Here is a 26,260-nt window from a genome sequence, read left to right on the forward strand (position 1 = left end):
AAGGTATAATATAAATAAAACACGAGGGCTAATCAATGGACAATATGAAGGACAAATATAACGCAGCTTTAGCACATATTGAAGAACTTAAGCTGGAGGTCGCCCGGTTAAAAAGTCTGCTGGGGCTTACGGTTGAGGAGAATAGAACAAGTACGGATGAACAAACAACGACTAATTCCACTTCTCCGGCAAAAGTAAGCAAAGAAACAACTGTTGGAGAATCGAATGTTCACCAGTACTCAACAGTAGAGGACAAGCTCGCAATATATCAAAGTTATTTTCGCGGAAGAGACGATGTATACCCGATTCGCTGGAGCAACAAGCAAGGCAAGTCCGGCTACTCGCCCGTCTGCGCCAATGAGTGGACTTCGGTGTGTGAGAAACCCAGAGTGAAATGCTCCGTTTGCAAACATCAGAGCTTCATGCCCCTTACAAACGAAGTGCTGTCATCCCATTTAGATGCAAGGCAAGACAGAACGATTGGCATATATCCAATGCTGCCGGATGAAACCTGCTGGTTTTTGGCAATGGATTTCGACAAACATGATTGGAAGCAGGACGTTACTGTCGTAATGCAGATATGTAGAAGCCATGAAATCCCTGCACTGTTAGAGCGCTCCCGCTCCGGTAATGGGGGTCACATCTGGATTTTCTTCAGTCAAAATATTGAAGCTGCTACTGCCAGAAGATTTGGAATGACTTTACTGAGTCTAACCATGAACAAGAGATATCAGATCGGCATGGAATCCTACGACCGCCTGTTTCCCAATCAGGATACGCTGCCCAAAGGCGGATTTGGCAACCTAATTGCTCTGCCGCTTCAGGGTGGACCACGTAAACAGGGAAACAGCAGCTTTATTGATGAACACTTCGAGCCCTATGCTGACCAATGGAGTGTTTTATCCGGACTTGGCAAGATGAGCGAAGACGAAGTAAAGCAATTTATATACACGCACGGGGAACATAGACTGTTCAATAATGACACCCTGATAGCAGCATCTGACGATGAAGTAACCGGAATGGCAGAGGAACAGAGTAATTATATTCAGAAGCAGCCGATTTTGATGGAATCATTGCCTGCTGAAATACAGATTCTGCATTCAGATCGTCTTTATATTCCTAAGTCTGGACTTCCTTCAAGTGCCGTTCATGCTCTGATTAAATTGGCGTCGTTCTCCAATCCCGATTTTTATAAATCACAAGCTATGCGGCTCTCCACCTACGGTAAACCCCGGGTTATCTCATGTGCAGAGGATTTGGAGAGTTACGTGGTTCTTCCACGGGGATGCTTGCAGGATCTGTTATCCTTTTTTGAGCAAAATCAGGTCAAAGTATCACTTGACGATAAACGTTCGTCTGGAACTTCAATAGAGGCAGAGTTCACCGGTACGCTAACCACTCTTCAGGATACAGCGGCGAGAGCGATTCTAAGCCGGGATATAGGCGTTCTCTCGGCAGCAACCGCATTCGGTAAAACTGTCGTAGCAGTCAGCATCATCGCTTCAAGAAAGACAAACACCCTTATTCTGGTGCACCGCCGGGAGCTCATGGAACAATGGCAGGAGCGATTGCAAACCTTTCTCGAAGTTCCAAAACAAGCGATCGGTATGATCGGAGGTGGCAAAAACAAAAGAACCGGCATCATCGATATTGCTGTCATTCAGAGCCTCAACTATAAAGGGATTGTTAAACCTATTGTAAGTGAATACGGCCAAGTCATTGTGGATGAATGCCATCACGTATCAGCCTACAGCTTCGAACAGGTTCTTCGTGAAGTAAAAGCTAAGTATGTATTCGGCTTAACTGCCACACCTAAACGCCAGGACGGACAAGAAGCAATCGTACGATTTCAGCTTGGACCAGTGCTATTAAAGGTGGATGCCAAAGCCTTAAGCAGCTCCAGAGGATTTTCTTTAAGAGTTGTTCCTCGGTATACCCATTTTCAGATCAAGCCAGGAGAAAAGATTTCCGGTATTCAGGACATCTATCAGCAACTTGTAGACAACGAAGAACGTAATACTCTTATTTTTGACGATTTGCTTACCTGCCTGGATGAAGGCCGCTCTCCGCTGCTACTGGTTGAACGAACCGCTCATGCTGAATATTTTGCAGAGAGATTGCAGTCTTTTGCGAAAAACGTAATTATGCTTAAAGGCAGAATGGGGAAAAAACAGAGAGAGGCTCTACGCGCCCAAATCGCCTCTATTCCAGATGATCAAGAACGTGTGGTTATCGCGACCGGAAAACTGATAGGCGAAGGCTTCGATGATGCCAGACTGGATACCTTGTTCCTTGTCCATCCTATCTCTTGGTCAGGCACCTTGCAGCAATATGCGGGCCGCTTGCACCGAAGTCATGTGAATAAAGAAGAAGTAAAAATATATGATTATATCGACCTTCAGGTCCCTATGTTAATGGCGATGTTCAAGAAAAGAGTGAAAGGCTATCGGAAGATGGGATATAAGGGGGCGGAGCTGTAACGTTTTAATACAATGGAAAAGACGTGTAGAGCCCCTTTCCCAAAAAAAGCTGAAAAGCCTTGCCGGGAAGGGGGTTCTAGAAACTAGAAACTAAGGGGTGGACGTGCAGAGCCACAATTCGGCGGGGATTGTTGCTGAAACTGTATGTAGATAGCCGTTTAGCGAATGTTAGTTTCAGTTGCATTTCTCCAGTATCAAAGATTTCTGTTATATTCATCTTGGCCCTCTGATCCCCACATATCGTTCTCGCGCCACAACCTCAGGACGGGAAGTGTGAAAAAACAATACTCGCGATGTGGAGCTTCCTGGTGTAACTCACTGTACCGTTTCAATGCTTTGGTAGAGTCCACATAGGAGTCAATCACCGACATTTCTTCAATAAAACGCTGGCCTTCCTTGGAATAGGCCTTATTCGCCTCAAAAACGACCCATTCATTAGGAAAACGCTCCTGAACTTCATCCCATCGTACCTTGGACACCCCCCTGTTCCATTCGAGAAGGCTGCTTCTTGACATATTCCAAGAGCCGCAAACATTCTTGCTCCTTCACAAGAATCCACCCGACACATAATTACGCCCCCTCTTCATTACATCTTTGCGGCTGATTAAGCCCCACTAAAAGCGACTTTTAATTGGGCTGCTCGGGGTTTGGCAGCTTTACATAGTGAGTGGAATAGTATCGTTCCACTTGGTCGTTACCTGATTTCGAGAAACGTAGCGGGCGTTTCGAACCTTTTCCCCAGGACATATAGGCGGTATAGGACTCTTTAAGGTTGATCTCCCTTGCAGTTTTTCGGAATTCTTTCATGATGAAGCTGAATTGACCCAAGTTGCCATGAAGAACCCGTTCAAGATATGGAACCCTTCCTAATCTCCATTCCTCAACAAGCTTCGGAGAGACCTTCTCCATCTTCAAGAACAAATCCAGTGGGCTCGCATACCCTTTTTCCCAGATCAATTGTTGCACCGTATGACGAACCTTCTTCTGTAACTCTTGTCTATTCAAACAAACTACGCCCTTTCATTATGAAAAAGGAATATTATTATTGTGCTTTTCGCTAAATTCATTGTAATCCAGCTCAAACCGATCCATCCACGATTGGATTGCTTCTTCTGCATACTTGTTTTCGAACCTGTTCCACTCTTCCCAAATATCCAATCTATCAAGCGCATCCTTAAACCTTCTAAAAGGTTTATTACCACCAAGAGCATCAAATAATTCATCCTCGGGATCGGATTCAGTACGCTGAGCAAATTTTGTCATTACATAAAATGCCTCATTTGAATCAATCTTTGGAATATCGATATAACGTTCTTCGTTTTCCTCGTCATCCCAGTCGATTCCCGGTTCCCCTGTATACGCCTCATCTAAATCCAAAATGACTTGTCCAGTATGCAGATCCAAATAATACGGGTGCTCAAAGTTGTTATCCAAGTAAGCATCAATAAGCTCGTCCATTAATTTCATTTCGATCGACCTCACTTGATTTATATGATCCTATTTTAGCAGAACTATTTCAGTGTGGGCAAAATTAAGCAGACAACTTGGAAGTCCGAAATATTAGGAGCCATTATAGCCATTTGGACTACAATTCAGGTCCTGGAAAATAAAAAAAATGCGCTCTAGGAGAGGGTTTCGAGATGGAGGGGAGCCGAACCCCAATCCGAAGATAGCGACACATAACTTTCTACGAGTGCATTCACAGTTTTGATGTCACCCTAGAAGCCCCTCGTAACCGGGTCCCCTTCGGGTGAGCCTGATTATCTTCTTCCTTCTTCCGTCCTGGCGGAGACCAGACGGTGTATCCCACTATTTATTAGAGCCTATCCCTGTCACATGGCGATGCAGGGCAGAAGCACGCGCACAGTTTCTTTAGGCTGCGAAAGTGTTGTTGTTTTGTTGGTTGCCGTTTTAATAGGCTTTAGCGTTGATGAAGCTTGCATGGTAAACAACACCACAACCACATGTTAAGGATTTAACGACTTTATTTCACTTTCACTAAGCCCTGTTGCCTTAGCTACAGCTGCATAATCCATCCCCATTGCCAGCAACTTACGAGCGACTTCTTTTTTTCCTTTGTTTACGCCTTCTGCAATACCCGCAGACTTCGCCCCCTCAACCATAGATGCTTCATCATGCAAATATTTCTGTCTAGCCTCATACAATCGTCTGGCATCCGAATCCTGACTCAAATATTGCAAAGTATCCATAGCCTTTTCCAAACCCGGCTCATTCATCTTTAGCACCTCCAATTGTGATGTATCGGCACCCGTTAAGAACAATAGCCAATTAATCAGCCCGCCCGCAGATGGAATACGTTATGATATTGCTCATTCTTTAAGAACCCATAGTTTAAAATGTTAATCGTCACGCATTTATTCAACTCAGGATATTTGTCTCCCTCGCTGAGGCACGCCAGCAACCTAATCACTATAGTTGATTCCTTGCCCATCCTTCAAACACACACATACTTTATTAGAAAACTTATTGCCCATATATTTAGCTAAGAAGATCTTTTCGTCATAAGATATACGGCTATATTCTAGAAATTCACTAAACATTATATAATCCTTCATTTCAATCTTTGAGAGTGAATATCCCTTTTGTAAGCGAAATAGTTTCTGTAGCTTATTCCAAATTTTATATGCTTCGTTCTGTTCGAAACTTATTTTTTTATCTTCTTCTATACGCCTTGCTAATTGATGATGACGCTTTTTTACAGCTCCATTTTTACCACGGGCAACCATCATTTTTAAGCTAAGCGGCTTCACACGCTCAATAATTTCAAGATGATACCAGAATGGCTCTTCAAAGAGCTCATAATCCGTGACAGCTTGGATGATATCCTCATTTTCCGTCCCTGAGATATCATATCCATGCGCTAACAATTGCTGAATGAGAAGGTTATTATCTGTTTCTGACAGAACCTCAATATAACATCCAAAAACAAATTCTCTAACCACATCTTCGTACTTTTCTCCAAAACTATTATGTAAAAAACCAATACCACTTGTATAGCTAGCTGTAGATTGCCCGGTATACTCATCAAAAAAGTCTTCAACACTATAATAATCATCAACCGAGATTAAATCATTTTCCTGAACCAGCATACCCGAACAATCCCATGGAGGGTCGTATTCGCGAGTAATTTTATATTTAGGCGTAAACATCATGTCATATGCTAACTCTTCAGCTAAATTAGCCAATAATACCGGAAACTTCGCCTCAACCCTGCTCCTTATTTCTTTCGAAATCACTTCTAAAGAATGTTTCATTCTTCCATCTCCTCCATCAAAAAGACCATGCTTAATAAATAATTAGGCACGGTGCTTCCGTTGAAAAAGTATATAATGATTTGTTAAAGAATAACATACTCACACCATATTTTCACTCTCGAATCCAATTCCTAAACGGTGGAGGATGTAAGCACAAAAAAAGTTATACCCTGCCTTTTAACGAGTACGTATCATCTAACACTTCTGCTAAATCAAAAAAGACACCCTTAAAGGTGTCTTTCACTTACTCCATATGGAGCCGAGGGAATTCTAACCCCTGTCCGAAGATAACGGCACATAAGCTTCTACGAGTGTAGTCACAGTTTTGATGTCAACCGAAGGAACTTTAGTCCTCAATAACATCACTACTGTAACCCATCCTTCAAATCACTATCACGTATAACCAGAGAAACAGTATTATAACTTGTGGTTATAATCAATTCCAGAAAGTGCAAGAATAAGCACCCATCGTATAAGGAGAATCAACAATATTATGTGAGAACACTCCATTATGTCCCCACTTTGACTTAACTGTAATATTGGGTCCCGATCCTCCTCCAACATATGTTACAATGGCTGAATGATCTCCTGCTCCATAATCCACTTTGCTCCCAACTCTCGCCGTTCCACTGGTATAGCTGCCATCCGTTCTATACCCACTTGAGCTATTCATCCAATGTGTATTAGCCGAACTTGTAGAATACCATGCATACGAGTGACAATTATAACTGGGATTCTGAGCACTCAAAACTGTTGCATTAGGAAATGCTGCTACGAACTGAGCTTGAATTGCAGCCCCTTGTGCCGATGTATATCCATGATCCGCCCAGGTCAGATCTTTAAATGTCGGCACACTAGTACCTCTAGGTGTAGTTACAGAACTGTTGGTGAAATATGGAGTAATAACGCTATCTGAACTTACACGGCTATTAGAGCCAATAGCTGCAAGTAAAGTTTCGGCATAATAACTTTGAACGATTATTTTAGTATCTGTTGTTTTTAAAAGAGCAGTATTACTACGATATCGCTCTAATTCAAAGGCGGCGTCAGACCTCTTTGTTAATTCCTGTAAACCATTAAAAGTACTGTAAACGGCATTAAATCCTGCTTGTTCGGTATCAAAAGCGTACATAGTAACCATTAATGGATAATTCATTACTGTTTCTACCAATGCTTCTGTCGTCATATTATATAAAATGGATTCTGGGATTTGAGAAACCTTAACTTTTTCCTCGGAGGATTGAATTTCTTTCCATTCCCCAGTATCTATTTGTAATGGGTACTCATAGGCATCAGTTATTGAATATCCATTATTCAGGGTTTCATCTTCACTTACTGAATTAGCAAAGGCTGCAGGTACTGCCAAACAGAAAAGCAAGGAAAAACATAGTGTAATTGATAATAAAAAATTCTTCTTCATTTATCATCTACCTCTCCATTATAAGATATGACTAAGTTTGGATTATAGGGTCTACAAGGATTCCAACCTTAACATCTACCACCACCTTACATAATTCCCCTTCCACAAAAGCGGGATCTCTAACTGGTACAAGCTAACTTTTCGTCTTTCTTTGGTGTCAAGCCTCTATTGGGTTTCCAGATATCAGTTGAATTAATGAGGGCAATACTATGTATAATTTTTCTCAAAAGCAGATGTTGCAAATAATCCCTACCATCACTTACATACCTCAGGTGATTTTTGTGAAACACTTCACAACCGTCCGCGTTTTTTCGTTATTACCAATTTATTACTTTTAGTGTAAACATATTACATATGAATTACAACAACTTTTTTTATATTTAAAGGGACATGACATTAGCCAAGCTCAGGGTGACCGTAATATATATTGGTTATGAGGAACTCCAATGAATAGTGTGATCGAAATGGAACGTAAAGTCTCAAAGTTTGGAAATAGCCTCAGCATTACTATGACAGATGATTTAAAGCAGATAGGACTAGATCAAGGGGATACTGTTCTTATTGATGTAAACGAAGCGATGGGGGGATTATTATCAGAAAATCAAATAAAGTCGCATTGCCTAATAGAATCAGCAAGGACTTCATGGATTCTTTGACAGACGTTATGCATAAATACGATCAGACATTACGTGGGCTTAAAGTTAAAGGATGCTAACTCGCTATCTATCCATACAAGAAGCAATTGCCATTAATCTAGCAATGATTCAACGGTATAGCCCTGAAGGACAAATTGGTGTAAAAGACACCGGGTTACTCGAATCGGCAGTCTTTCGCCCGCAATCTTCCGCTTTTAGGGATGAAGCTTGTTCTGCTATTCTTGAAAAAGCCGCTGCATTGTTTGAATCATTAGGCCAAAACCATTCATTTCACAACGCAATAAACGGTCTGCCTTTACAGCACTTATTGTTTATTTAAAGCTCAATAATTTGACCTTTGAGATGGATACGAAGAAAGCTGAAGATTTCACGCTAGATATGGTTAATCATAAATTTACGCTTAAGGAATTATCCAATATTATTGAAGCCCATTGTGTCCAGATTAGGGCATAAATCAAAAAAAGCGACCGTTAAGGTCGCTTTTTTGGTGATACTCCATATGGAGCCGAGGGGATTCGAACCCCTGTCCGAAGATAACGGCACATAAGCTTCTACGAGTGTAGTCACGGATTTGATGTCACCCTAGAAGCCCCCCGTAACCGGGTCCCCTTCGGGTCAGCCTGATTGTCTTCTTCAGCTCACCGCAGGCGGAGATGAGACAGCGTATCCCACTACTTGTTAGCCCCTATCCCTGTCACATGGGCGATGCAGGGTAGAAGCACGCACACAGTTTCTTAGGCTGCGAAAGCGTAGTTTGTTTGTTGTTTGCCGTTTAATAGGCTTTAGCGTTGATGAAGCGGACGCGTCCCCACTACTCGCTACTCATGCTCGAACTACCCCCGTCGAATCCAAGAACGGCCCCTCATTAAAAGGGCGCTTCGGATTAAGCGGACCAGCGAGCAAAAGTGATCCGATCCACAGTCTCTTCTTCAAGAAGACTGCAAAGAAGCATTAAGCTTTACTTACACAGTATAGCACATTTATCAACACTTTAACACGAAGGTTAAAGGAATTGAAGGTGGAATCTGGAACATTGGGCATTCTCCTGCCCGGGCTTATCTTGCGATCTTTTGCTTGTCGCGCAGCACACGCTGGATATCGCGCTGAGCATCACGTTTTGCGGCGGAATCGCGTTTGTCGTACTCTTTCTTCCCTTTACCGAGGCCGATCAGCAGCTTGGCGTATCCGTTGCGGACGTACACCTTCAGCGGCACGATGGTGAATCCCTCACGCTTGGACTGTCCCAGCAGCTTGTGAATCTGCTCTTTATGCATCAGCAGCTTGCGTGTACGCGTCGGGTCGGTAGGATTGGAGCGGTTCCCTTGTTCAAAAGGGCTGATATGCATGTTGTGCACGAAAATCTCACCGTTTCGAATCGTCGCAAAAGCATCGCCAATATTCGCGCGTCCATTACGCAGCGACTTGATTTCTGTGCCGGTCAGCACCAAGCCAGCTTCGTAAGTGTCCTCGATGTAATAATCATGGGAAGCTTTTTTGTTCTGGGCGAGCACTTTCCCGTCTGCTTTTTTACCCATGAGAGTCACTCCTTGAATCGTATTCCTAAGCAGAGACAATCAAATTGCCTTAACAAGCAGGTAAGTTTGATTATCCAAACGTCAGATCTATATTGTATCAAAATCGCTCCGGGGAACGCAAGGAAGCAGCGCCCATTCACCACCAGGCATTTTGACATACGTATGTCAGTAAGCCCCGCTTTGGAGATAATTTATATACAATATGATGGATAAATAAAAAATACATCCTGGCACAACACCACATAGGATATAAATGGGTTGACGTTAATCCCAGTGTAGGGTGACTTTGACTTGGAAGTTTATGCATTCCTTTTGCGGGGGACCCCGAACATAAAATTCTTTATTAGTAAAAAAGCGCCGCTCCCTTCACGGGAACAGCGCCTTCATCATCTCAGCTTACTCCTGAGGTTTTTTCTTCTTTTTCTTTCGGCGTACTGCGCCTTCCGCATTGCTGCCTTTGTCACTGCGCTTAGCGGCTACCTTGTCGGAGGTCTCCACGTTGCCTGGAGTGACGGAAGGGCCAATAAACACGCCGCTCTTGTTCTTCTTGCGGCGGCCCTTATTCTTGCCTTCTGTGCTTCCGCTGCGGCTCTCGAACCCGCGATCCTCCCGGCTGCTGAACCGGGTGTTCGCGTCAACGCCGCGCAGCTCGCCTGCACCTTGCTCGCCTGCGCCGCCGGCTGGCGCGCCATAGCCGCCCTTACCGGAGCCGAACCCGAAGCTGATGCCGCGTCCCCCGGCACCGCCTCCGGCCTCTCCGCCGCGGCCACGTCCCCCGCCGCTGCGTTCGCGCGGCGCACTGCTGCCGCCCGCTTCGCCGTTCAGGGCGGCGTAAGCCCGGCGTGCGGCCTCTGCAGGGCCGCCGCTGCCACGCTTGGCGCGTCCGCCTGCTGGCGCGCCGCTACCGGCCGCCGCGTCTGTGCGCGGCGCTTCCCAGGCGCCGGTTCCCACCGCGCCGGACTTGCCTCTGCCGGCGTTCAGCGCGCCGCCGGATTTGCCCTTGCCCGCGCCGACAGCGCCGGGCTTGCCTTTACCGCCGGTGCGGCCCTTGCCGCCGGCTTTTCCACCGGACGGCTTGCTGAAGCCGCCGGCGCCAGGACGGCCGCCTTTACCGCTGCGTCCGNTCAGCGCGCCGCCGGATTTGCCCTTGCCCGCGCCGACAGCGCCGGGCTTGCCTTTACCGCCGGTGCGGCCCTTGCCGCCGGCTTTTCCACCGGACGGCTTGCTGAAGCCGCCGGCGCCAGGACGGCCGCCTTTACCGCTGCGTCCGCTATAGCTGCGGTGCTCGCCCGCCGCACGCGGCTTCATGTCGACCAGCTCGAAGTCGATCGTGTGGTCGTCCATGTTGACCTTGGCGACACGGATCTTCACCTCGTCGCCAATACGGAACACCTTCGAGGTGCGCTCGCCGATGAGCGCCATATGAGCTTCGTCGAAGTGGTAGTAATCATCGCTCAGCGCGCTGAGACGGATTAAGCCTTCGACGGTATTTTCCAGCTCAATGAACATGCCGAAGCTGGTTACACTGCTGATCATCGCCTCGAATTCCTCGCCGACCTTATCCTGCATATATTCCGCTTTCTTCAGCTGCTCCGTATCACGCTCTGCTTCCACTGCTACGCGTTCGCGTTCAGAGGACTGCTGCGCGATGTCAGGCATCCGGCTGGACAGGTAATCATGACGCTTCTGGCTTAGGGCTCCGCCGTTCTCGATCACCTCGCGCATCACGCGGTGAATGACAAGGTCCGGGTACCGGCGGATCGGCGATGTGAAGTGGGAATAGTATTCCGCCGCAAGTCCAAAATGGCCCGTGCTCTCCGCATCATACTTGGCCTGCTTCATGGAGCGCAGCATCATCGTGCTGATGACTGTCTGCTCCTTAGTGCCTTGAATGTCCTCCAGCAGGCTCTGCAGCGCGCGCGGGTGAACAGAATTCCCGCGTCCCTTGACGTGGTAGCCGAAATTGGCGGCAAAGGCCATAAAGTTCTGCAGCTTCTCCGGATCCGGATCTTCATGAATCCGGTAGAGGAACGGCACTTTTAGCCAGTGGAAATGCTCGGCTACCGTCTCATTGGCCGCCAGCATGAACTCTTCGATAATTTGCTCGGCTACTGAACGCTCACGTTTTACGATATCAACAGCTTTGCCGTTCTCGTCGACGATGATCTTGCTTTCTTCAAAGTCAAAATCAACCGCTCCCCGCCGCATCCGCGCATCGCGCAGCTTCATGGCCAGTTCCTTCATCAGACGGAAGTCCTCGATCAGCGGACTATAACGCTCCAGCAGCTCCGGATCTTCGTCTTCGACGATTTTACGGACATTGGAGTAAGTCATTCTTTCTTTGGTGCGGATTACACTCGTAAAGACATCATGCTTCACGACCTTCATATGCTCATTAAATTCCATCTCACAGGACATCGTCAGCCGGTCCACCTGCGGGTTCAAACTGCAAATCCCGTTAGAAAGACGGTGCGGCAGCATCGGAATCACCCGGTCCACCAGATACACACTGCATCCGCGGTCATAAGCTTCCTTGTCAAGCTCCGAACCTTCGCGCACATAATAGCCGACGTCGGCGATATGGACGCCCAGCTTGTAATGCCCGTTCTCCAGCCGCTCCACATTAACCGCATCATCCAGATCCTTGGCATCCTCACCGTCGATGGTGACAATGTTGAGCCCGCGCAAATCGCGGCGTCCCTGCTGGATAATTTCTTCATCGGTAATGGAATCCGGTGCCTGCTCCGCTTCGGTCATCACTTCAGACGGAAAAGCCTCAGGCAGCTGGTGCTTACGGATTACGGATAAAATATCAACACCCGGGTCGTCCTTATGTCCCAGAATTTCAATGATTTCCCCTTCAGCCGCAGCGCGGCCTTCCGGGTAATTTACAATGCGGACCACAACCTTCTCGCCGTCGACCGCTCCCATAAAGGACTGCTTCGGAATAAAGATATCGCGGTTAATCCGCTTGTCATCCGGCAGCACAAAACCGTAGGTCTCCAGGCTTTGGAATACCCCAACAGTCTGGAGCACACCTCTTTTCACGATCCGCACCACTTCGCCTTCCATCCGCCCGCCGGACGGACTTTTCGAAGTGACACGCACCAGTACGATATCCCCGTTCATCGCACCCTTTAAATCGTTGGCGTGTACATACACATCGGGATGATCACGGTCGTCCGGGATTAGAAAAGCAAACCCCTTCGAATGTGCCTGCAGCCGTCCACGCAATAAATCCATCCGTTCCGGCACGCCATAACGGGCATTCCGGGTCAGCACGACTCTCCCGTCCTGTTCAAGCTCCAGCAGCAAATCCTCGAACGCTTTAAACGACGCGCTATCCTGCAACTCGAAGTGGCTTACCAATTCGTCATAAGTGAGCGGTTTATAAGCGGTCTCCCGCATAAAATCAAGCAATATTTCCTGTGTTATCAAGTTAGTCACCTCGGCCCTCCGCAGCCTTCAAGCGCTGCTGGCATATATGTATGTCTTGTCCTGCTTCACCCGAAATCATTCAAGTAAATTTTACCTTTATATACTTCATACCCTAGTATACACGAAATCAATCCAGAGCATCCCTGTAATGATTATCACAAAGTTAACGCAGTCCAAAAAATTGCACCAAAAAAGCCCACGCCCCATTCTATTCAGAACAGTGCGAAGGCTTATTGTAGACGTCCTAATCAACTACAATGGCAACAACGATCGCCATAATGAAGAATCCAGCTGCCAGTGCAACCGTTACACGCTGCAGTACAAGCTCCATACCGCGTGCTTTAGTTTTACCGAAAAGATGCTCAGCACCGCCGGAGATGGCACCGGAGAGACCTGCGCTTTTCCCTTTTTGCAGAAGAACGACCGCAATCAGACCGACGGAAAAAATCAGGAGAACTACTTTCAAAAAGATATCCATTCACTTCCACCTCCTACGTCCAAGCATCACTATCTATGCTAAATTAGGTTTTACGTTTCATAAACAGCATTTTTATTTTATCATAGCTACCGTATGAATACAACCTTCTGACTACGAATCTAGTTTGGAGATACCGGGTGTCAATCTCCTAAGCCTGTCTCCTGAAAAACGTAAGAGTCAGCAATAACAGCGCAGAAATCACAATGATAGGAACACACATAAAGGCATAGGCAATCCCTTCCCAGCGCCCAATCACTGAAAAACTGAGCACGAGCAGAATTGCACCGCCAACCAAGCCGACAATCCCCGGATAAAACGTGAGCCCGGAATGCAGTCCCCGGATTCGTGTAAAAACTAAGCTTATGATTACAATCAGTATTCCAATCGCAATCCCTGCCACAATAGCATTCATTCAATCCACTCCTTCCAATTATCTACATTTATAGAATACCTATTCAGAGCGGCAGATGCAATTTCAAATAAAAAAGAGCCTGCCGGAAACCGGCAGACTCTTTGAAAAGCTTGACTCAAAAATAATTATCTTTTGAGGTTGTAGAAGGATTTCAGGCCGTTGTATTGAGCCAATTCACCCAGTTCATCTTCGATACGAAGCAATTGGTTGTATTTAGCGATACGGTCTGTACGGGAAGGAGCACCTGTTTTGATTTGGCCGGCATTGGTTGCCACAGCGATATCAGCGATGGTGCTGTCTTCGGATTCACCGGAACGGTGAGAGATAACTGCAGTGTAACCTGCACGTTTAGCCATTTCGATAGCATCGAAAGTTTCAGTCAAAGTACCGATTTGGTTAACTTTGATCAGAATGGAGTTACCGATACCTTCTTCGATACCTTTAGCCAGACGCTCAGTGTTGGTTACGAACAAGTCATCGCCAACGAGTTGGATTTTGTTGCCGAGTTTCTCGGACAGCAATTTCCAGCCTTCCCAGTCATCTTCGGAGCAGCCATCTTCGATGGTGATGATTGGGTATTTATCAGCCCAAGAAGCGAGCAGGTCAACAAATTCAGCTGGTGTGAAGGATTTGCCTTCGCCTTCCAGGTGGTATTTGCCATCTTTGAAGAACTCAGTGGAAGCAACGTCCATACCAAGGAATACGTCAACGCCTGGTTTGTAACCGGCTTTTTCGATAGCTTCCATGATGGAGGACAATGCATCTTCGTTGGAAGTGAAGTTAGGAGCGAATCCGCCTTCGTCGCCAACTGCAGTGTTCAGGCCTTTAGCTTTCAGTACCGATTTCAGAGCGTGGAAGATTTCAGCGCCTGTACGCAGAGCTTCTTTGAAGCTAGGTGCGCCAACTGGCAGAACCATGAACTCTTGAACGTCTACGTTGTTGTCGGCATGTGCGCCGCCGTTAACGATGTTCATCATTGGTACTGGAAGCTGTTTAGCGTTGAATCCGCCCAGGTATACATACAAAGGTACATCCAGAGCTGCTGCTGCAGCGCGGGCTACGGCCATGGATACAGCCAGAATTGCGTTAGCGCCGAGTTTGCCTTTGTTGTGAGTACCGTCCAAAGTGATCATCAATTTGTCGATGCCCAGTTGGTCAAGAGCGTCCATACCGATTACTTCAGGAGCGATGATTTCATTTACGTTCTCAACAGCTTTCAGAACGCCTTTACCCAGGTAACGGTTTTTGTCTTCGTCACGAAGCTCTACAGCTTCATGAGCGCCAGTGGAAGCGCCGGAAGGAACGATAGCGCGGCCTTTAGCACCGGATTCCAGATAAACATCAACCTCTACAGTAGGGTTACCGCGGGAGTCGAGGACTTCGCGAGCGTACACATCAGAAATAATAGTCATGTAAGTTAATCTCCTTTTATCATGGGTTTTGGTAGTGATGGTGAAGCTTAAATCCTGCTTATTTACGGCTGGCGATCATGGATTGTCCGGTCATTTCCGCTGGTTGCGGAAGTCCCATCAGATCCAGAATCGTCGGTGCCACATCAGCAAGGATACCGGATTCGCGCAGTACAACATTTTCGGTAGTTACGATGAAAGGAACCGGGTTGGTAGTATGAGCCGTGAACGGACGTCCGTTCTCGTCAAATACCATATCCGCATTGCCGTGGTCGGCAATGATGATTGCCACGCCGCCTTTGGCTACAACGGCATCCACAACTTTACCCACACATTCATCCGTCACTTCAACAGCCTTGATTGTTGGCTCCAGCATGCCGGAGTGTCCAACCATATCAGGATTTGCGAAGTTAAGGATAATAGCATCTTGTCTATCCGCTTCGATTTCCGCTACGCAGGCCGCCGCCACTTCGTATGCGCTCATCTCAGGCTGAAGATCATAAGTTGCTACTTTAGGAGAGTTGATCAGGATGCGGGTTTCCCCAGGAAGCTCTTCATCACGTCCGCCGCTGAAGAAGAAGGTTACATGCGGGTACTTTTCAGTTTCCGCAATACGCAATTGCTTCTTGTTCTGCTGTACCAGCACTTCACCCAAGGTATTATCCAGGTTCTTCGGTGAGTAGGCCACGAAGCCCTGCACCGTTTCGCTGAATGTAGTCAGACATACGAAGTGCAGGCCTTGCGGGAACAAAGGACCCCGGTCAAAACCACGGAAATCCGAGTTGGTAAAGACTTGGGACAGCTGAATCGCACGGTCAGGGCGGAAGTTCAGGAACACAACGGAATCGCCGCTTTCCACTACCGCAACCGGCTTGTCGTTGCTGTCTACGATAACACTAGGCTCAACGAATTCATCATACACGGAATTCTGATAGGAGGCTGTGATCGCCTGCAGGGCATCGGTATATTTCGGACCTTCGCCATATACCATAGCACGATAGGCTTTCTCTACACGCTCCCAGCGTTTGTCACGGTCCATTGCGAAGTAACGCCCGGATACCGTAGCAATCTTACCTACGCCAACCTCTTCAATCTTGGCTACGAGATCCTGAACGAACTTTTGTCCGCTGTCAGGAGGTACATCGCGGCCGTCCATGAATGCGTGAATATACACTTCGTGCATATCTTCTTTCTTGGCCAGATCAAGCATGGCAAAGAGGTGACTGATATGACTGTGTACGCCTCCGTCGGAGACCAGTGCATACAGATGAAGCTTTTTGCCGGTTGATTTGGCGTTTCTTACAGCAGCAACCAGCGTTTCGTTATCAAAGAATTCTCCGTCACGGATAGACTTGTCAATCCGGGTCAAATCCTGATATACGATACGTCCGGCACCGATGTTAAGGTGTCCTACTTCCGAGTTACCCATTTGTCCTTCCGGCAGACCTACAGCTTCGCCGCAAGCAGTCAGTGTGGTATTCGGATATTGTTTCAGGTAACGGTCATAGTTAGGCTTGTTGGCTTGAGCAACAGCGTTGCCTTCAGTCGTATTGCGCAAACCGAAACCGTCCATGATGATTAATGCTACAGGTTTGGGTGCTGACATTCTTACTTCGCCCCCTCAACGAGTGAAACAAAGGAAGCTGGCTGCAGGCTGGCACCGCCGACAAGAGCGCCGTCGATGTCGCTTTGACTCATGTACTCCGTTACATTCTCAGGCTTCACACTGCCGCCGTATTGAATACGCACAGCTTCAGCAGTTGCTTCATCATACAGACCTTTTACAAGGGTACGGATATAAGCAATAACTTCGTTGGCATCCTGGGAAGTGGAGGATTTGCCTGTGCCAATCGCCCAGATAGGCTCATAGGCGATAACGACCTGAGCAGCCTGTTCGGCACTGAGACCGGCAAATGCAGCTTCGGTTTGAACTTTGCACACATCTTTTGTTTGATTAGCTTCGCGCTCTTCAAGCTTTTCGCCTACACAAACAATTGGAGTGATGCCGTGACGGAATGCCGCATGCATCTTTTTGTTCACGATTTCGTCCGTTTCGCCAAAATAAGCGCGACGTTCGGAGTGCCCGATGATAACATACTCTACGCCAAGGTCCTTCAGCATTACACCGCTGATTTCGCCTGTATAAGCGCCGTTATCTTCGAAGTGCAGGTTTTGTGCACCGATCTTGATGCTTGTGCCTTTAACTGCTGCTACCAGTGCTGGCAGGTTAGTAAATGGAGCGCAAACAACAGTCTCTACGCCTGCTACTTCTGCTTGGCCTTTGACTTCAGCGATGAAGCCTTCTGCTTCCGGAACGGTTTTGAACATCTTCCAGTTCCCGGCGATAATAGGTGTTCTACTCATAGTAATGGATTGCCTCCTTCTACCTTCTACGTCTTACTTGTCGTTCAGTGCTTCTACGCCAGGAAGTGCCTTGCCTTCCATGAACTCGAGTGATGCGCCGCCGCCAGTGGAGATATGATCCATTTGGTCAGCCAGGTGGAATTTCTCTGCTGCAGCTGCGGAATCACCGCCACCGATTACAGTGTAACCTTCGGTTGTCGCACAAGCCTGTGCTACAGCCTTTGTACCTTCAGCAAAGATGTCGATTTCGAACACACCCATAGGTCCGTTCCATACAACCAGCTTGGAGTTTTTGATGATATCGGCATAAATTTCACGAGTTTTAGGACCGATGTCCAGACCTTCCCAATCTGCAGGAATGTCAGTTGTATCAACAATTTTGGTGTTGGCGTCTGCGCCGAACTTATCGGCTACAACTACGTCAACCGGAAGTACGAAGTTTTTGCCTAGTGCTTTAGCCTTCTCGATAAATCCAAGAGCAACATCAAGTTTGTCGTTGTCTACCAAGGAATTTCCGATTTCGAAGCCTTGAGCTTTAGTGAATGTATAGGAAAGGCCGCCGCCGATCAGTACATTGTCAGCCAAAGTCAGCAGGTTGTCGATAACGTCGATCTTGTCTTTAACCTTGGAACCGCCGATGATGGCAGTGAAAGGACGCTCAGGGTTCGAAAGAGCTTTGCCCAGAACAGACAATTCTTTCTCCATCAGAAGACCGGATACAGCCGGCAGGAAGTGAGCGATGCCTTCAGTCGAAGCATGTGCACGGTGAGCTGCGCCGAATGCGTCGTTGACGAACAGGTCAGCCAGTTCCGCGAACTGCTTAGCCAGTTCAGGATCGTTCTTTTCTTCACCCGGATAGAAACGGACATTCTCAAGCACAAGCACATCACCGTTGTTCAGTTCAGCAATTTGTGCTTTAACAGCATCGCCGATCGCTTCATCAGCTTTGGCAACTGGTTTGCCGAGCAGCTCGGACAGACGTACAGCAGCACCGGTAAGGCGCATGGAATCAACGAATTGACCCTTAGGACGGCCCATATGGCTGGCCAGAATGACCTTTGCACCGTTCTCGATCAGGTATTTAATCGTTGGAAGTGTTTCGCGGATACGTGTATCATCAGTGATTTTACCGTCTTCCACTGGCACATTGAAATCGACGCGTACGAATACGCGTTTGCCTGCTACTTCTACATCACGGACGCTCTTTTTGTTCATGATTAGTTTCCTCCACACCCATATTGGTTCACTCACGAATCCATTTAGAAAGAGCGGAAACAAGGAACTTCTGTTTCCGCTCTATAGATGCTGCTTATATAAAAACGATCTTATTGAGCAAGTTTAGCGAAGTGTTCCAAAGTGCGAACAAGTTGTGCAGTGTAGGACATTTCATTGTCATACCAAGCAACAGTTTTAACCAGTTGTTTGTCGCCAACAGTCAGGACTTTAGTTTGTGTTGCATCGAACAGGGAACCGAAAGTCATGCCTTTGATGTCGGAAGATACGATTTCATCTTCAGTGTAGCCGTAAGTTTCTGGATCGGAAGCTTCTTTCATTGCTGCGTTCAGCTCTTCAACAGTAACGCTCTTGTTAAGAACAGTAACCAGCTCAGTCAGGGAACCTGTAGCTACAGGCACACGTTGAGCAGCTCCGTCAAGTTTGCCTTTCAGATCTGGAATAACCAGGCCGATGGCTTTAGCAGCACCGGTAGTGTTAGGGATGATGTTCTCAGCAGCAGCACGGGCGCGTCTGAAGTCGCCTTTAGCGTGTGGAGCATCAAGAGTGTTCTGGTCACCAGTGTAAGCGTGGATAGTTGTCATCAAGCCTTCAACGATACCGAACTTGTCGTTCAGCACTTTTGCCATTGGAGCCAGGCAGTTAGTTGTGCAAGATGCGCCGGAGATAACTGTTTCAGTACCATCCAGAATGTCATGGTTAACGTTGTAAACGACAGTTTTCATGTCGCCTGTAGCTGGAGCAGAAATAACTACTTTCTTAGCTCCGCCTTTCAAGTGTTTCTCAGCTGCTTCTTTAGTTGTGAAGAAACCTGTGCATTCCAGCACGATGTCAACACCGAGGTCGCCCCAAGGAAGTTCTTCAGGGTTACGGTTAGCCAGAACCTTAACTTCTTTGCCGTTTACTTTGAAGAATCCGTCGTGAACTTCAACTTCACCCTGGAATTTACCTTGAGTTGTATCATATTTAAGCAAATGAGCAAGCATCTTAGCATCAGTCAAGTCATTGATTGCTACCACTTCGATACCTTCTACATTTTGAATACGGCGGAATGCAAGGCGTCCAATACGTCCAAAACCGTTAATACCAACTTTTACACTCATTGAATAGTTCCTCCTAGATTTCGTTTTATTTATTCAAGACAGGCTGTTAAGCTTGTCAAGACAACAATGTTAAGTATAATGCAAAATAACTGCGAATGCTCTCCAGAAACTGGATGCTATAGGACCTGCTGTATTTGTGCGTCGATTTCTTTGCCGATTTCGACAGCCGCTGCCTCGTCTATGACGAGTATATCCTCTTGCCCAAACCGCAGCATCGCATGAATGGCCTTCGCCTTGCGTTTGCCTCCGGCGATTCCGATGACAACTTCCGTCCGGATAATATCCTCCAGTCGCAGTCCCATCGTCAGCATGGTATGGACAACCTGACCGTCTTCATTGAAATAGTAGCCGAACGATTCGGCAACCGCGCCTTCTTCCTGTATTTCCGAGACCGTAGTCTCATCAAGCTTACGGCGGTGGGTCATTTCAATGGCATCGCCAATTCCATGAACAATAATACGCGATCTACGGATGATTTGCACGATTTCTCCAATATTGGAGTCCAGCGCCAGTGATTGATAAGCATCTCCGCTGAGCAGATCAGGTACATGCAGCAGCCGGTAATTGGCTCCAAGCCGTTTGGCCATCGTCGAAGCAATGGTATTGGCCTGAATCTCCATACTTTCCCCAAGTCCTCCGCGCGCCGGAACAATCCAGGCGTTCTTATAGGAATGGGATAACGGCGGTGTCAGCTGATCGGCCATTTCGGCCAGTGTCGAGCCGCCGGTGACGGCAATCGTATCGCCTGCACGGAGCACACCCAGCAACGCTTTGGCGCCTGCCCGGCCCAGCTCACGTTTGGTAAACAACGATGTCTCACAATCGCCAGGCACTACTATGACTTTACTAAGACCGTACGTTGAGCGAATCTTCTCTTCCAGATCATCCAGGCCGAACAAGCTCTTGGCGATCGGCTCCAGCAGGTCAAGCAGTCTGCGCCCGGCATCGCTGATGCGCATGCCGACACTCTCGATCTCAATGAGCCCTTGCGATTTCAGAAGATCCGTCTCGGCGCGCAGTACCCGCTCAGTCATATCAAGCGAAGCGGCGAGCGTCCTGCGTCCGATAATATCGGACAGCATGATCTGATGTAGAATCGTGTACCGTCTCTTAAGGGTTTCCATGAGATCAGGCAGAAGCTGCTTTTGGATTTCTAATAAATTACGCATGCTTTCACTCCTGCAACTTCGTCTTTCTCTATTCCCTTGTTCGTGGTCTCAAAATGTCCCGGGTTAACTTTTTAAGTCCCACCCATATTCTACCCAAATATTACGCGGAGTGCAAGTCTTCCGAGAGTATAATTCTCAACCTCTTTTCATCTTATACATCTGCCAAGCCATGTAAGGGGCTGAAAGTCTTGTGCTGGCCGCACAAACGCCCAAACTGTATACTTCCAGCCGGACTAAAAATGAGGCCACAGACATCCGGGAAAAGATATTTTCCAAACAACAGGATGAATCCATTGCATTTGCATAATAAGTGTATTATAATAATTTCTGTTGCGCCCGTGGTCCAATGGATATGACGTAGGCCTCCGAAGCCTGAGATCCAAGTTCGATTCTTGGCGGGCGCGCCATTATTTTCTTATTTGTCTATAATTTAGCAGCACTCATACTAATGATTAACCAAAGAGCCAGGTGATGGCTCTTTTTTTTGCAACTAAGTTTGACTTTCTTTGACTTTTTGTTTGAATTTGTTTATCATGTGGTTAATACGGTAACAGTAAAAATGAACACATTCGAAGAACCAATTCAAGGAGGTTTTCCACGTGAGTTATATTCCTATGGTAGTAGAACAGAGCAACCGCGGTGAGCGCGCTTATGACATCTATTCCCGCCTGCTGAAGGACCGCATCATTTTCCTTGGAACGGAGGTTAATGACGTGGTAGCCAATTCCATCATCGCGCAAATGCTGTTTCTGGCTGCCGAGGATCCGGAGAAGGATATTCACCTGTATGTAAACAGCCCTGGTGGCTCCATTACAGCAGGTATGGCTATATTTGATACAATGCAGTACATCAAACCGGATGTATCGACGATTTGCGTAGGTATGGCCGCATCGATGGGAGCTTTCCTGCTGAACGCCGGTGCCAAAGGCAAACGTTTTGCACTTCCTAACAGCGAAATTATGATTCACCAGCCTCTGGGCGGTGCTCAAGGTCAGGCAACGGACATCGAAATCCGCGCCCGCCGCATCCTCAAGCTGCGCGACAAGCTGAACCGCATTCTGTCCGAGCGCACAGGACAGCCGCTGGAACGGATCGAAAAGGATACCGACCGCGACTATTTCATGAGTGCAGCTGATGCAGCTGAATATGGTATTGTCGATAAAGTTATCGAGAAGACGCTGCCTGCCGGCGTTTAATACAAGCAACAACAAAGAGGCCGGTTGGGACCACTAAGTGATCCCCGCCGGCCTCTTTTGCTGTTTTATAGTTCAGGTACATTATTCTATTGATGAAGAATTACCCCAGACGCCCATAACCCAACGTGTCCAGCTTCCCGGCGATAACACGGTAACCTCTTCCGTTAGGATGCAAATGATCTAATGACAGCAGCCCCCGCTCGTTGCCGGCAAATTCATTATATATAGAGGCGAACCGGCATACCGGGCTGCTATATCCCGCAGCATAGTGGTTAAACTGCCGCACCCAATCCGTCGCTTCCGTCAACTGGGGATAGGGGTTATACAGTCCTACTATTCTGATAATATAGGGTCTCCGCATGCCCGCCTTCAACTGCGAAAGCGTGCCCATAATGTCATGCAAATTGCGCTTGCATTCCCGGAGCGCTTTTTGCAGTACCGGAGCCAGATCGCCCGGCCGGCCGCCCGCCGCTTTGGCCGCCTTGATCAAATCGTTGCCGCCAATGGACATCGTAATCAATTCGGCCTCACTGATGGCAAGCCGATAGTTGTAATCCCCCTTCAGCCTCTGCTCCAATCCATCTGTGGTCAAACCGTTGACTCCCAAATTGGATAATTCGATCGGCACCCGCAGCCGCGCCTCGGCCATCCGGCGGTAGACCGGAACAAACCCATTGCCCGGCAGAGCTCCAAATCCTGTCGTTAACGAATCACCAATCGCCGTGTACTGAATACTCATCGTTACTTTCCCTCCCCGCTCCTAAGCTGGTTTCTCCTTTAGCTTATGAACGGTTAGGTGATCCGGTAACGGGGAAATGTCCGTATCCGGCATTGGCGGATTCGCAGTCAGGTCACTGTATTTACTTCAATGCGGCAAATGGACTGCTTCCGCCGGGGAGCAGCTCCTTGAACGTGAAAGTAAACTCAGGGAATCCGGCAGCATATGCAGTGTATTCATACAGCTGGAAGAAAAGGACCGCCTTGCCGTCTTTCAAATAGAAATCCTTCTCCGTATTCAGGCCGGTGAAGCCGCCAAGATACCCGCCATTTGCTTTCAGCAGCTTCGCCAGCTTTGCATTAAGCTCTTTTTTATAGTTGGGGTTGGCACCGAATAAATCTCCAAGCAATAGCTGCTTTCCGTCCTTGAGCGAGAAGGTAAAGGCATTGCGGTAGGTCATTCCATGAGCGCCGCCGGTATACCCATACTGGCTGGTCACAAGGCTGAGCACCCCGTCCTGATTGTACGTAACCACGTATCCTCCTTCGTATTCATAGGGGCGGTCATCTTTGGCTCTAATGGCAATTTCTTTCTCAGCCCCTTCCGCATACTTTAGGAACGTCTGCTTAAGGGTATTATTAATCGCTGCCTGCGCTTTGGCATTGTCCAAACCGCTGATTTGCGGGTAATCCAGCTTGATCGGTGCGTCCTTGTAGTCCTTGCTGTAAGTTTCAGTCGTTACCGTAATCGGATTTTGTGTTCTCTTTATCACATTTAACCGTCCGGAGGCAGCATTCCAATCCCCCTTATAGCCCAAATAATCGCTGAGCAGATCAAAGGGAACATACAGACGGTTATTTATAATCTTGCCTTCAAACTCTCCCAGGAAATAATTATTGACCGAGATGGAGGTGCCGTAATCGGAGACCATCAGCTTGGTTCGTGTAATTCCGTTCCCGATCGTATAAGTTTTCTCCGTTTTATCATACGTCAACGGCATACCCAGAGTATCACGCATAAAAGCAACCGGCACCCATACTTTCCCTGCGCTTACGATCCCGGTATGCTGTGAAATCGTTCCGTTTGTTTTTAATACAACAAGTGATGAATTGACTTTAGCCTGTGTCTTGGCCGCTGCGGCCTGGCTCGTCTCTGCAGGCAGAAGAGCTCCGCCCAGCAGCAATCCTGCTGCCATTAATCCTGCACCCCATTTACGGGCCTGTTCTTTCGACATATACTTCATACTTTTTTCCCCTTCCGCTGGTACGATGATGGACTCTTCCCATTATAAGATAAACAGCAACCGTGGTTGTTACAACGCTCCTTACAGTTTCTTAAAGTTTCCCTGCAAATATTACGAGTCTTATTACATTACTTTAAACAAATTGAGAGATTTCACACCTGCTTCTGTACTTCAAAAGCAAAAAGAGGCGTTACCTCCGCCATCACAGCGGAAGCAACGCCTCACCCGTCGCTTTCTTATTTCAGCTCGTACATTACACTAAGCTGGGTGGATACTTTAACTTCTCCCGCTTCAACCGAAGTGCCTGCAGCCATATCGGCCGATGCTTTGGACATTTGGGCGCTCTCCATATAGACAACCGGGTTATTACCGTCATCGTTCTGGATAACCGTAACGACCTGGCCCAGACTGCGTTTGGCCACTTTGGCAATCGCGGCTGCCTTCACATCTGCATTAGCCATTGCTTTCTCAATAACCTGTGCTTCGAATGCAGAAGGATCCTCGATGGCAAACCGTGCACTTCCGATGTTGTTCGCTCCCGCTGTAGAAGCGGCATCCAGCAGTCCCCCAACCTTAGTCAGATCGCGGTAAGAGACTTGCAGCGTGTGCTGGGCGTTATAACCCTTAACCTGTTGACCGTCTTTTTCAGTGTAGGCGTAATTAGGCTGCACATAAAATTGCGTGCTCTGAATGTCCTTATCCGCGATACCCCAGGTTTTTTTCAGCAGGTTGGTCAGCTTGGTGATTTTGGCTCCATTGGACTTCTGTGCTTCTTCAGCTGTTGCAGCAGAAGTGCTGACGCCGATCGACAGATACACGATATCCGGCTTGATCGAAAGCTCGCCTTTACCTACAACACTAACGACATTTCTCTGCACATCCTCAGCAGCGTAAGCCTTTTCAGGAGCCTGAAGCACTCCGCTTAAAGCCGTACCCCCTACCAATAAACTTCCCGCCAGCAATACGGTACCGACTGTTTTGCCCCATTTCTTCATCCTTGCCATCCCCTTTCATTCTCCAAAAATTGTTGGTACCCTCTAGACGGAACTGCTTGGCAAAAGTTGCATATCCCCCAAGGCTTTTGAAGAAAAAATTTGCAGAGGTTACATTCCGCCTGCATTTCACGTCTCGATCCAAAACCTCCGGATCACGTTGCCGTCCTCTTCGATGTATGAACCATCCTCCACCCCGCCGTTTCTGCGGATCGTCCGTTCGGAAGCAATATTGCTGTCATCGCAAACGACAAGCGCTTTGGTAATCCCAAGCCCGCCCGCCTTCAGCAAGGCCTGTCTCAGAAGCTCGGTTGCCAATCCCTTGCGCCGCTCAGAGCGAAGTATCCCATATCCAATATGTCCCCCGCTCTGAAGCAGTTTTCCAGTCAGGCGATGCCTTATATTTACTGCACCCACCACTTTGGAATCTGCATTCACCAACCAGTATGTAGAACTAGGTACCCAGCCTTCTTTAAGATTTACGCCATCCGCGTTATCCTGCAAATACCGGACCATAGCCGCGAAGTCGGTGGGATCAATGCCAATTACCCAAGGGACGAATATCTCTCCACCTGCCAGCCATTCTTCGTAAAATGCCAAGTACTGCGGCGCCAGCTCTACTGTCGGCTCTGCTAAAGTCACCTGATTGTGCATCCTCATTCTCCTTGTAGTTTCATCAAATTCAAATTTCCTAAACAAGGTAATAAAAAAAGCCCGCAAAGGGGCTTTTTAAACTGGCTGTCTCCCGGAGAGGGAGAGCAGCAACGTTTCTGGTGTACGAATAAGTAAGACCTTGCAAAATTATTGGTTCTCAAGCTCTTCCTTGCTTACAAGACTAGTCAAAGCGGTTACAGCTTGATCCGCATCGGCGCCATCCGCGCTAATATAAATCTCCGTGCCGGAACTGATCGCCAGGCTCATAATGCCCATGATGCTTTTGGCGTTAACCTTTTTATCGTCTTTTTCCACGAAAATCTCCGACGAAAACTTGTTAGCTTCTTGCACGAACAATGCTGCCGGCCGAGCGTGGAGCCCCGTCTTCAACCGTACAACTACCGGGTGCTTTGTCATGAAACGCTTACCCCCTATTTGAGATCTGCCCAAAAATTTCACATTAATTTTATAATATTATATCATTA

At 47.5% G+C, this 26,260-nt stretch carries 24 protein-coding genes, 1 tRNA gene, 1 other RNA gene and 1 pseudogene; 5 read left to right on the forward strand and 22 right to left on the reverse strand.

Annotated elements, in window-relative coordinates; all coding sequences use genetic code 11:
- Positions 1–35: 35 nt before the first annotated feature.
- The gene (locus ACAN56_RS22970; protein WP_379145881.1) at positions 36–2,480 is read left to right on the forward strand and encodes a TOTE conflict system archaeo-eukaryotic primase domain-containing protein; all 2,445 of its coding nucleotides are present in this window, start codon (positions 36–38) and stop codon (positions 2,478–2,480) included.
- Positions 2,481–2,674: 194 nt separating this feature from the next.
- Here the strand turns inward: ACAN56_RS22970 and ACAN56_RS22975 are convergent, their stop codons facing one another.
- From ACAN56_RS22975 to ACAN56_RS23000, 6 genes and pseudogenes are all read right to left on the reverse strand, one after another.
- On the reverse strand, positions 2,675–2,959 hold the full coding sequence (locus ACAN56_RS22975) for a hypothetical protein (protein WP_379145883.1): 285 nt from the start codon (positions 2,957–2,959) through the stop codon (positions 2,675–2,677).
- 148 nt (positions 2,960–3,107) lie between these two features.
- The gene (locus ACAN56_RS22980) at positions 3,108–3,485 is read right to left on the reverse strand and encodes a hypothetical protein (protein ID WP_379145885.1); all 378 of its coding nucleotides are present in this window, start codon (positions 3,483–3,485) and stop codon (positions 3,108–3,110) included.
- A gap of 18 nt (positions 3,486–3,503) precedes the next feature.
- Positions 3,504–3,947 (reverse strand): UPF0158 family protein, encoded by a 444-nt coding sequence (locus ACAN56_RS22985; RefSeq protein ID WP_379145886.1) that lies wholly within the window; start codon positions 3,945–3,947, stop codon positions 3,504–3,506.
- Between the two features lie 500 nt (positions 3,948–4,447).
- Positions 4,448–4,890, reverse strand: a pseudogene (locus ACAN56_RS35520) (Rpn family recombination-promoting nuclease/putative transposase); the annotation flags it as partial.
- Positions 4,891–4,903: 13 nt separating this feature from the next.
- Positions 4,904–5,755, reverse strand: coding sequence for a hypothetical protein (locus tag ACAN56_RS22995; protein ID WP_379145890.1), 852 nt, complete (start codon positions 5,753–5,755; stop codon positions 4,904–4,906).
- Positions 5,756–6,191: 436 nt separating this feature from the next.
- Positions 6,192–7,175 carry a hypothetical protein gene (locus tag ACAN56_RS23000; RefSeq protein WP_379145891.1) on the reverse strand — a complete coding sequence of 328 codons (984 nt, stop codon included), beginning with the start codon at positions 7,173–7,175 and terminating at the stop codon, positions 6,192–6,194.
- A gap of 446 nt (positions 7,176–7,621) precedes the next feature.
- On the opposite strand from ACAN56_RS23000, the gene ACAN56_RS23005 reads away from it, so the two are divergent.
- Positions 7,622–7,831: an AbrB/MazE/SpoVT family DNA-binding domain-containing protein gene (locus tag ACAN56_RS23005; RefSeq protein ID WP_342437925.1), complete on the forward strand. Its 210-nt coding sequence runs from the start codon at positions 7,622–7,624 to the stop codon at positions 7,829–7,831.
- Positions 7,832–7,934: 103 nt separating this feature from the next.
- Positions 7,935–8,150 (forward strand): hypothetical protein, encoded by a 216-nt coding sequence (locus tag ACAN56_RS23010; protein WP_379145921.1) that lies wholly within the window; start codon positions 7,935–7,937, stop codon positions 8,148–8,150.
- Between the two features lie 178 nt (positions 8,151–8,328).
- Here the strand turns inward: ACAN56_RS23010 and ssrA are convergent.
- The 11 genes from ssrA to ACAN56_RS23065 all read right to left on the reverse strand — a co-directional run bounded on the left by ssrA (position 8,329) and on the right by ACAN56_RS23065 (position 20,972).
- Positions 8,329–8,693: a transfer-messenger RNA gene (gene ssrA / locus ACAN56_RS23015) on the reverse strand.
- A gap of 193 nt (positions 8,694–8,886) precedes the next feature.
- Positions 8,887–9,366, reverse strand: a complete 480-nt coding sequence (gene smpB, locus ACAN56_RS23020; RefSeq protein WP_038584698.1) for an SsrA-binding protein SmpB — start codon at positions 9,364–9,366, stop codon at positions 8,887–8,889.
- Positions 9,367–9,762: 396 nt separating this feature from the next.
- The gene (rnr, locus tag ACAN56_RS23025) at positions 9,763–12,804 is read right to left on the reverse strand and encodes a ribonuclease R (RefSeq protein WP_379145922.1); all 3,042 of its coding nucleotides are present in this window, start codon (positions 12,802–12,804) and stop codon (positions 9,763–9,765) included.
- A gap of 244 nt (positions 12,805–13,048) precedes the next feature.
- On the reverse strand, positions 13,049–13,282 hold the full coding sequence (gene secG, locus ACAN56_RS23030; protein ID WP_038584695.1) for a preprotein translocase subunit SecG: 234 nt from the start codon (positions 13,280–13,282) through the stop codon (positions 13,049–13,051).
- Positions 13,283–13,430: 148 nt separating this feature from the next.
- Positions 13,431–13,694 (reverse strand): YesK family protein, encoded by a 264-nt coding sequence (locus ACAN56_RS23035; RefSeq protein ID WP_038584692.1) that lies wholly within the window; start codon positions 13,692–13,694, stop codon positions 13,431–13,433.
- 125 nt (positions 13,695–13,819) lie between these two features.
- On the reverse strand, positions 13,820–15,106 hold the full coding sequence (eno, locus tag ACAN56_RS23040) for a phosphopyruvate hydratase (protein WP_038584689.1): 1,287 nt from the start codon (positions 15,104–15,106) through the stop codon (positions 13,820–13,822).
- Between the two features lie 58 nt (positions 15,107–15,164).
- Positions 15,165–16,709, reverse strand: a complete 1,545-nt coding sequence (gene gpmI / locus ACAN56_RS23045) for a 2,3-bisphosphoglycerate-independent phosphoglycerate mutase (RefSeq protein ID WP_038584686.1) — start codon at positions 16,707–16,709, stop codon at positions 15,165–15,167.
- 2 nt (positions 16,710–16,711) lie between these two features.
- The gene (tpiA, locus tag ACAN56_RS23050) at positions 16,712–17,467 is read right to left on the reverse strand and encodes a triose-phosphate isomerase (protein WP_379145894.1); all 756 of its coding nucleotides are present in this window, start codon (positions 17,465–17,467) and stop codon (positions 16,712–16,714) included.
- 33 nt (positions 17,468–17,500) lie between these two features.
- On the reverse strand, positions 17,501–18,682 hold the full coding sequence (locus tag ACAN56_RS23055) for a phosphoglycerate kinase (protein WP_038584680.1): 1,182 nt from the start codon (positions 18,680–18,682) through the stop codon (positions 17,501–17,503).
- A 110-nt stretch (positions 18,683–18,792) separates the two neighbouring features.
- Positions 18,793–19,803 (reverse strand): type I glyceraldehyde-3-phosphate dehydrogenase, encoded by a 1,011-nt coding sequence (gap, locus tag ACAN56_RS23060; protein ID WP_038584677.1) that lies wholly within the window; start codon positions 19,801–19,803, stop codon positions 18,793–18,795.
- A gap of 116 nt (positions 19,804–19,919) precedes the next feature.
- Complete coding sequence (locus ACAN56_RS23065; protein ID WP_038584674.1) at positions 19,920–20,972, reverse strand: sugar-binding transcriptional regulator; 1,053 nt, start codon at positions 20,970–20,972, stop codon at positions 19,920–19,922.
- Between the two features lie 332 nt (positions 20,973–21,304).
- Between ACAN56_RS23065 and ACAN56_RS23070 the strand changes: the two genes are divergently transcribed.
- A tRNA-Arg gene (locus tag ACAN56_RS23070) sits at positions 21,305–21,379 on the forward strand.
- 192 nt (positions 21,380–21,571) lie between these two features.
- The gene (gene clpP, locus ACAN56_RS23075) at positions 21,572–22,168 is read left to right on the forward strand and encodes an ATP-dependent Clp endopeptidase proteolytic subunit ClpP (protein ID WP_038584671.1); all 597 of its coding nucleotides are present in this window, start codon (positions 21,572–21,574) and stop codon (positions 22,166–22,168) included.
- Positions 22,169–22,268: 100 nt separating this feature from the next.
- On the opposite strand, the gene ACAN56_RS23080 is transcribed toward clpP, so the two are convergent.
- From ACAN56_RS23080 to ACAN56_RS23100, 5 genes are all read right to left on the reverse strand, one after another.
- A complete protein-coding gene (locus ACAN56_RS23080; protein ID WP_379145896.1) occupies positions 22,269–22,907 on the reverse strand; it encodes a GDSL-type esterase/lipase family protein in 639 nt (212 codons plus the stop codon).
- Between the two features lie 121 nt (positions 22,908–23,028).
- Positions 23,029–24,129, reverse strand: coding sequence for a PdaC/SigV domain-containing protein (locus ACAN56_RS23085; RefSeq protein ID WP_379145897.1), 1,101 nt, complete (start codon positions 24,127–24,129; stop codon positions 23,029–23,031).
- 236 nt (positions 24,130–24,365) lie between these two features.
- Positions 24,366–25,124: an SIMPL domain-containing protein gene (locus ACAN56_RS23090; RefSeq protein WP_379145898.1), complete on the reverse strand. Its 759-nt coding sequence runs from the start codon at positions 25,122–25,124 to the stop codon at positions 24,366–24,368.
- 126 nt (positions 25,125–25,250) lie between these two features.
- Positions 25,251–25,775: a GNAT family N-acetyltransferase gene (locus ACAN56_RS23095; protein WP_379145899.1), complete on the reverse strand. Its 525-nt coding sequence runs from the start codon at positions 25,773–25,775 to the stop codon at positions 25,251–25,253.
- 147 nt (positions 25,776–25,922) lie between these two features.
- A complete protein-coding gene (locus tag ACAN56_RS23100; protein ID WP_019914358.1) occupies positions 25,923–26,192 on the reverse strand; it encodes an HPr family phosphocarrier protein in 270 nt (89 codons plus the stop codon).
- Between the last annotated feature and the right edge of the window lie 68 nt (positions 26,193–26,260).

This window comes from Paenibacillus paludis (genome assembly GCF_042610515.1).
Taxonomy (GTDB): Bacteria; Bacillota; Bacilli; order Paenibacillales; family Paenibacillaceae; genus Paenibacillus_AQ.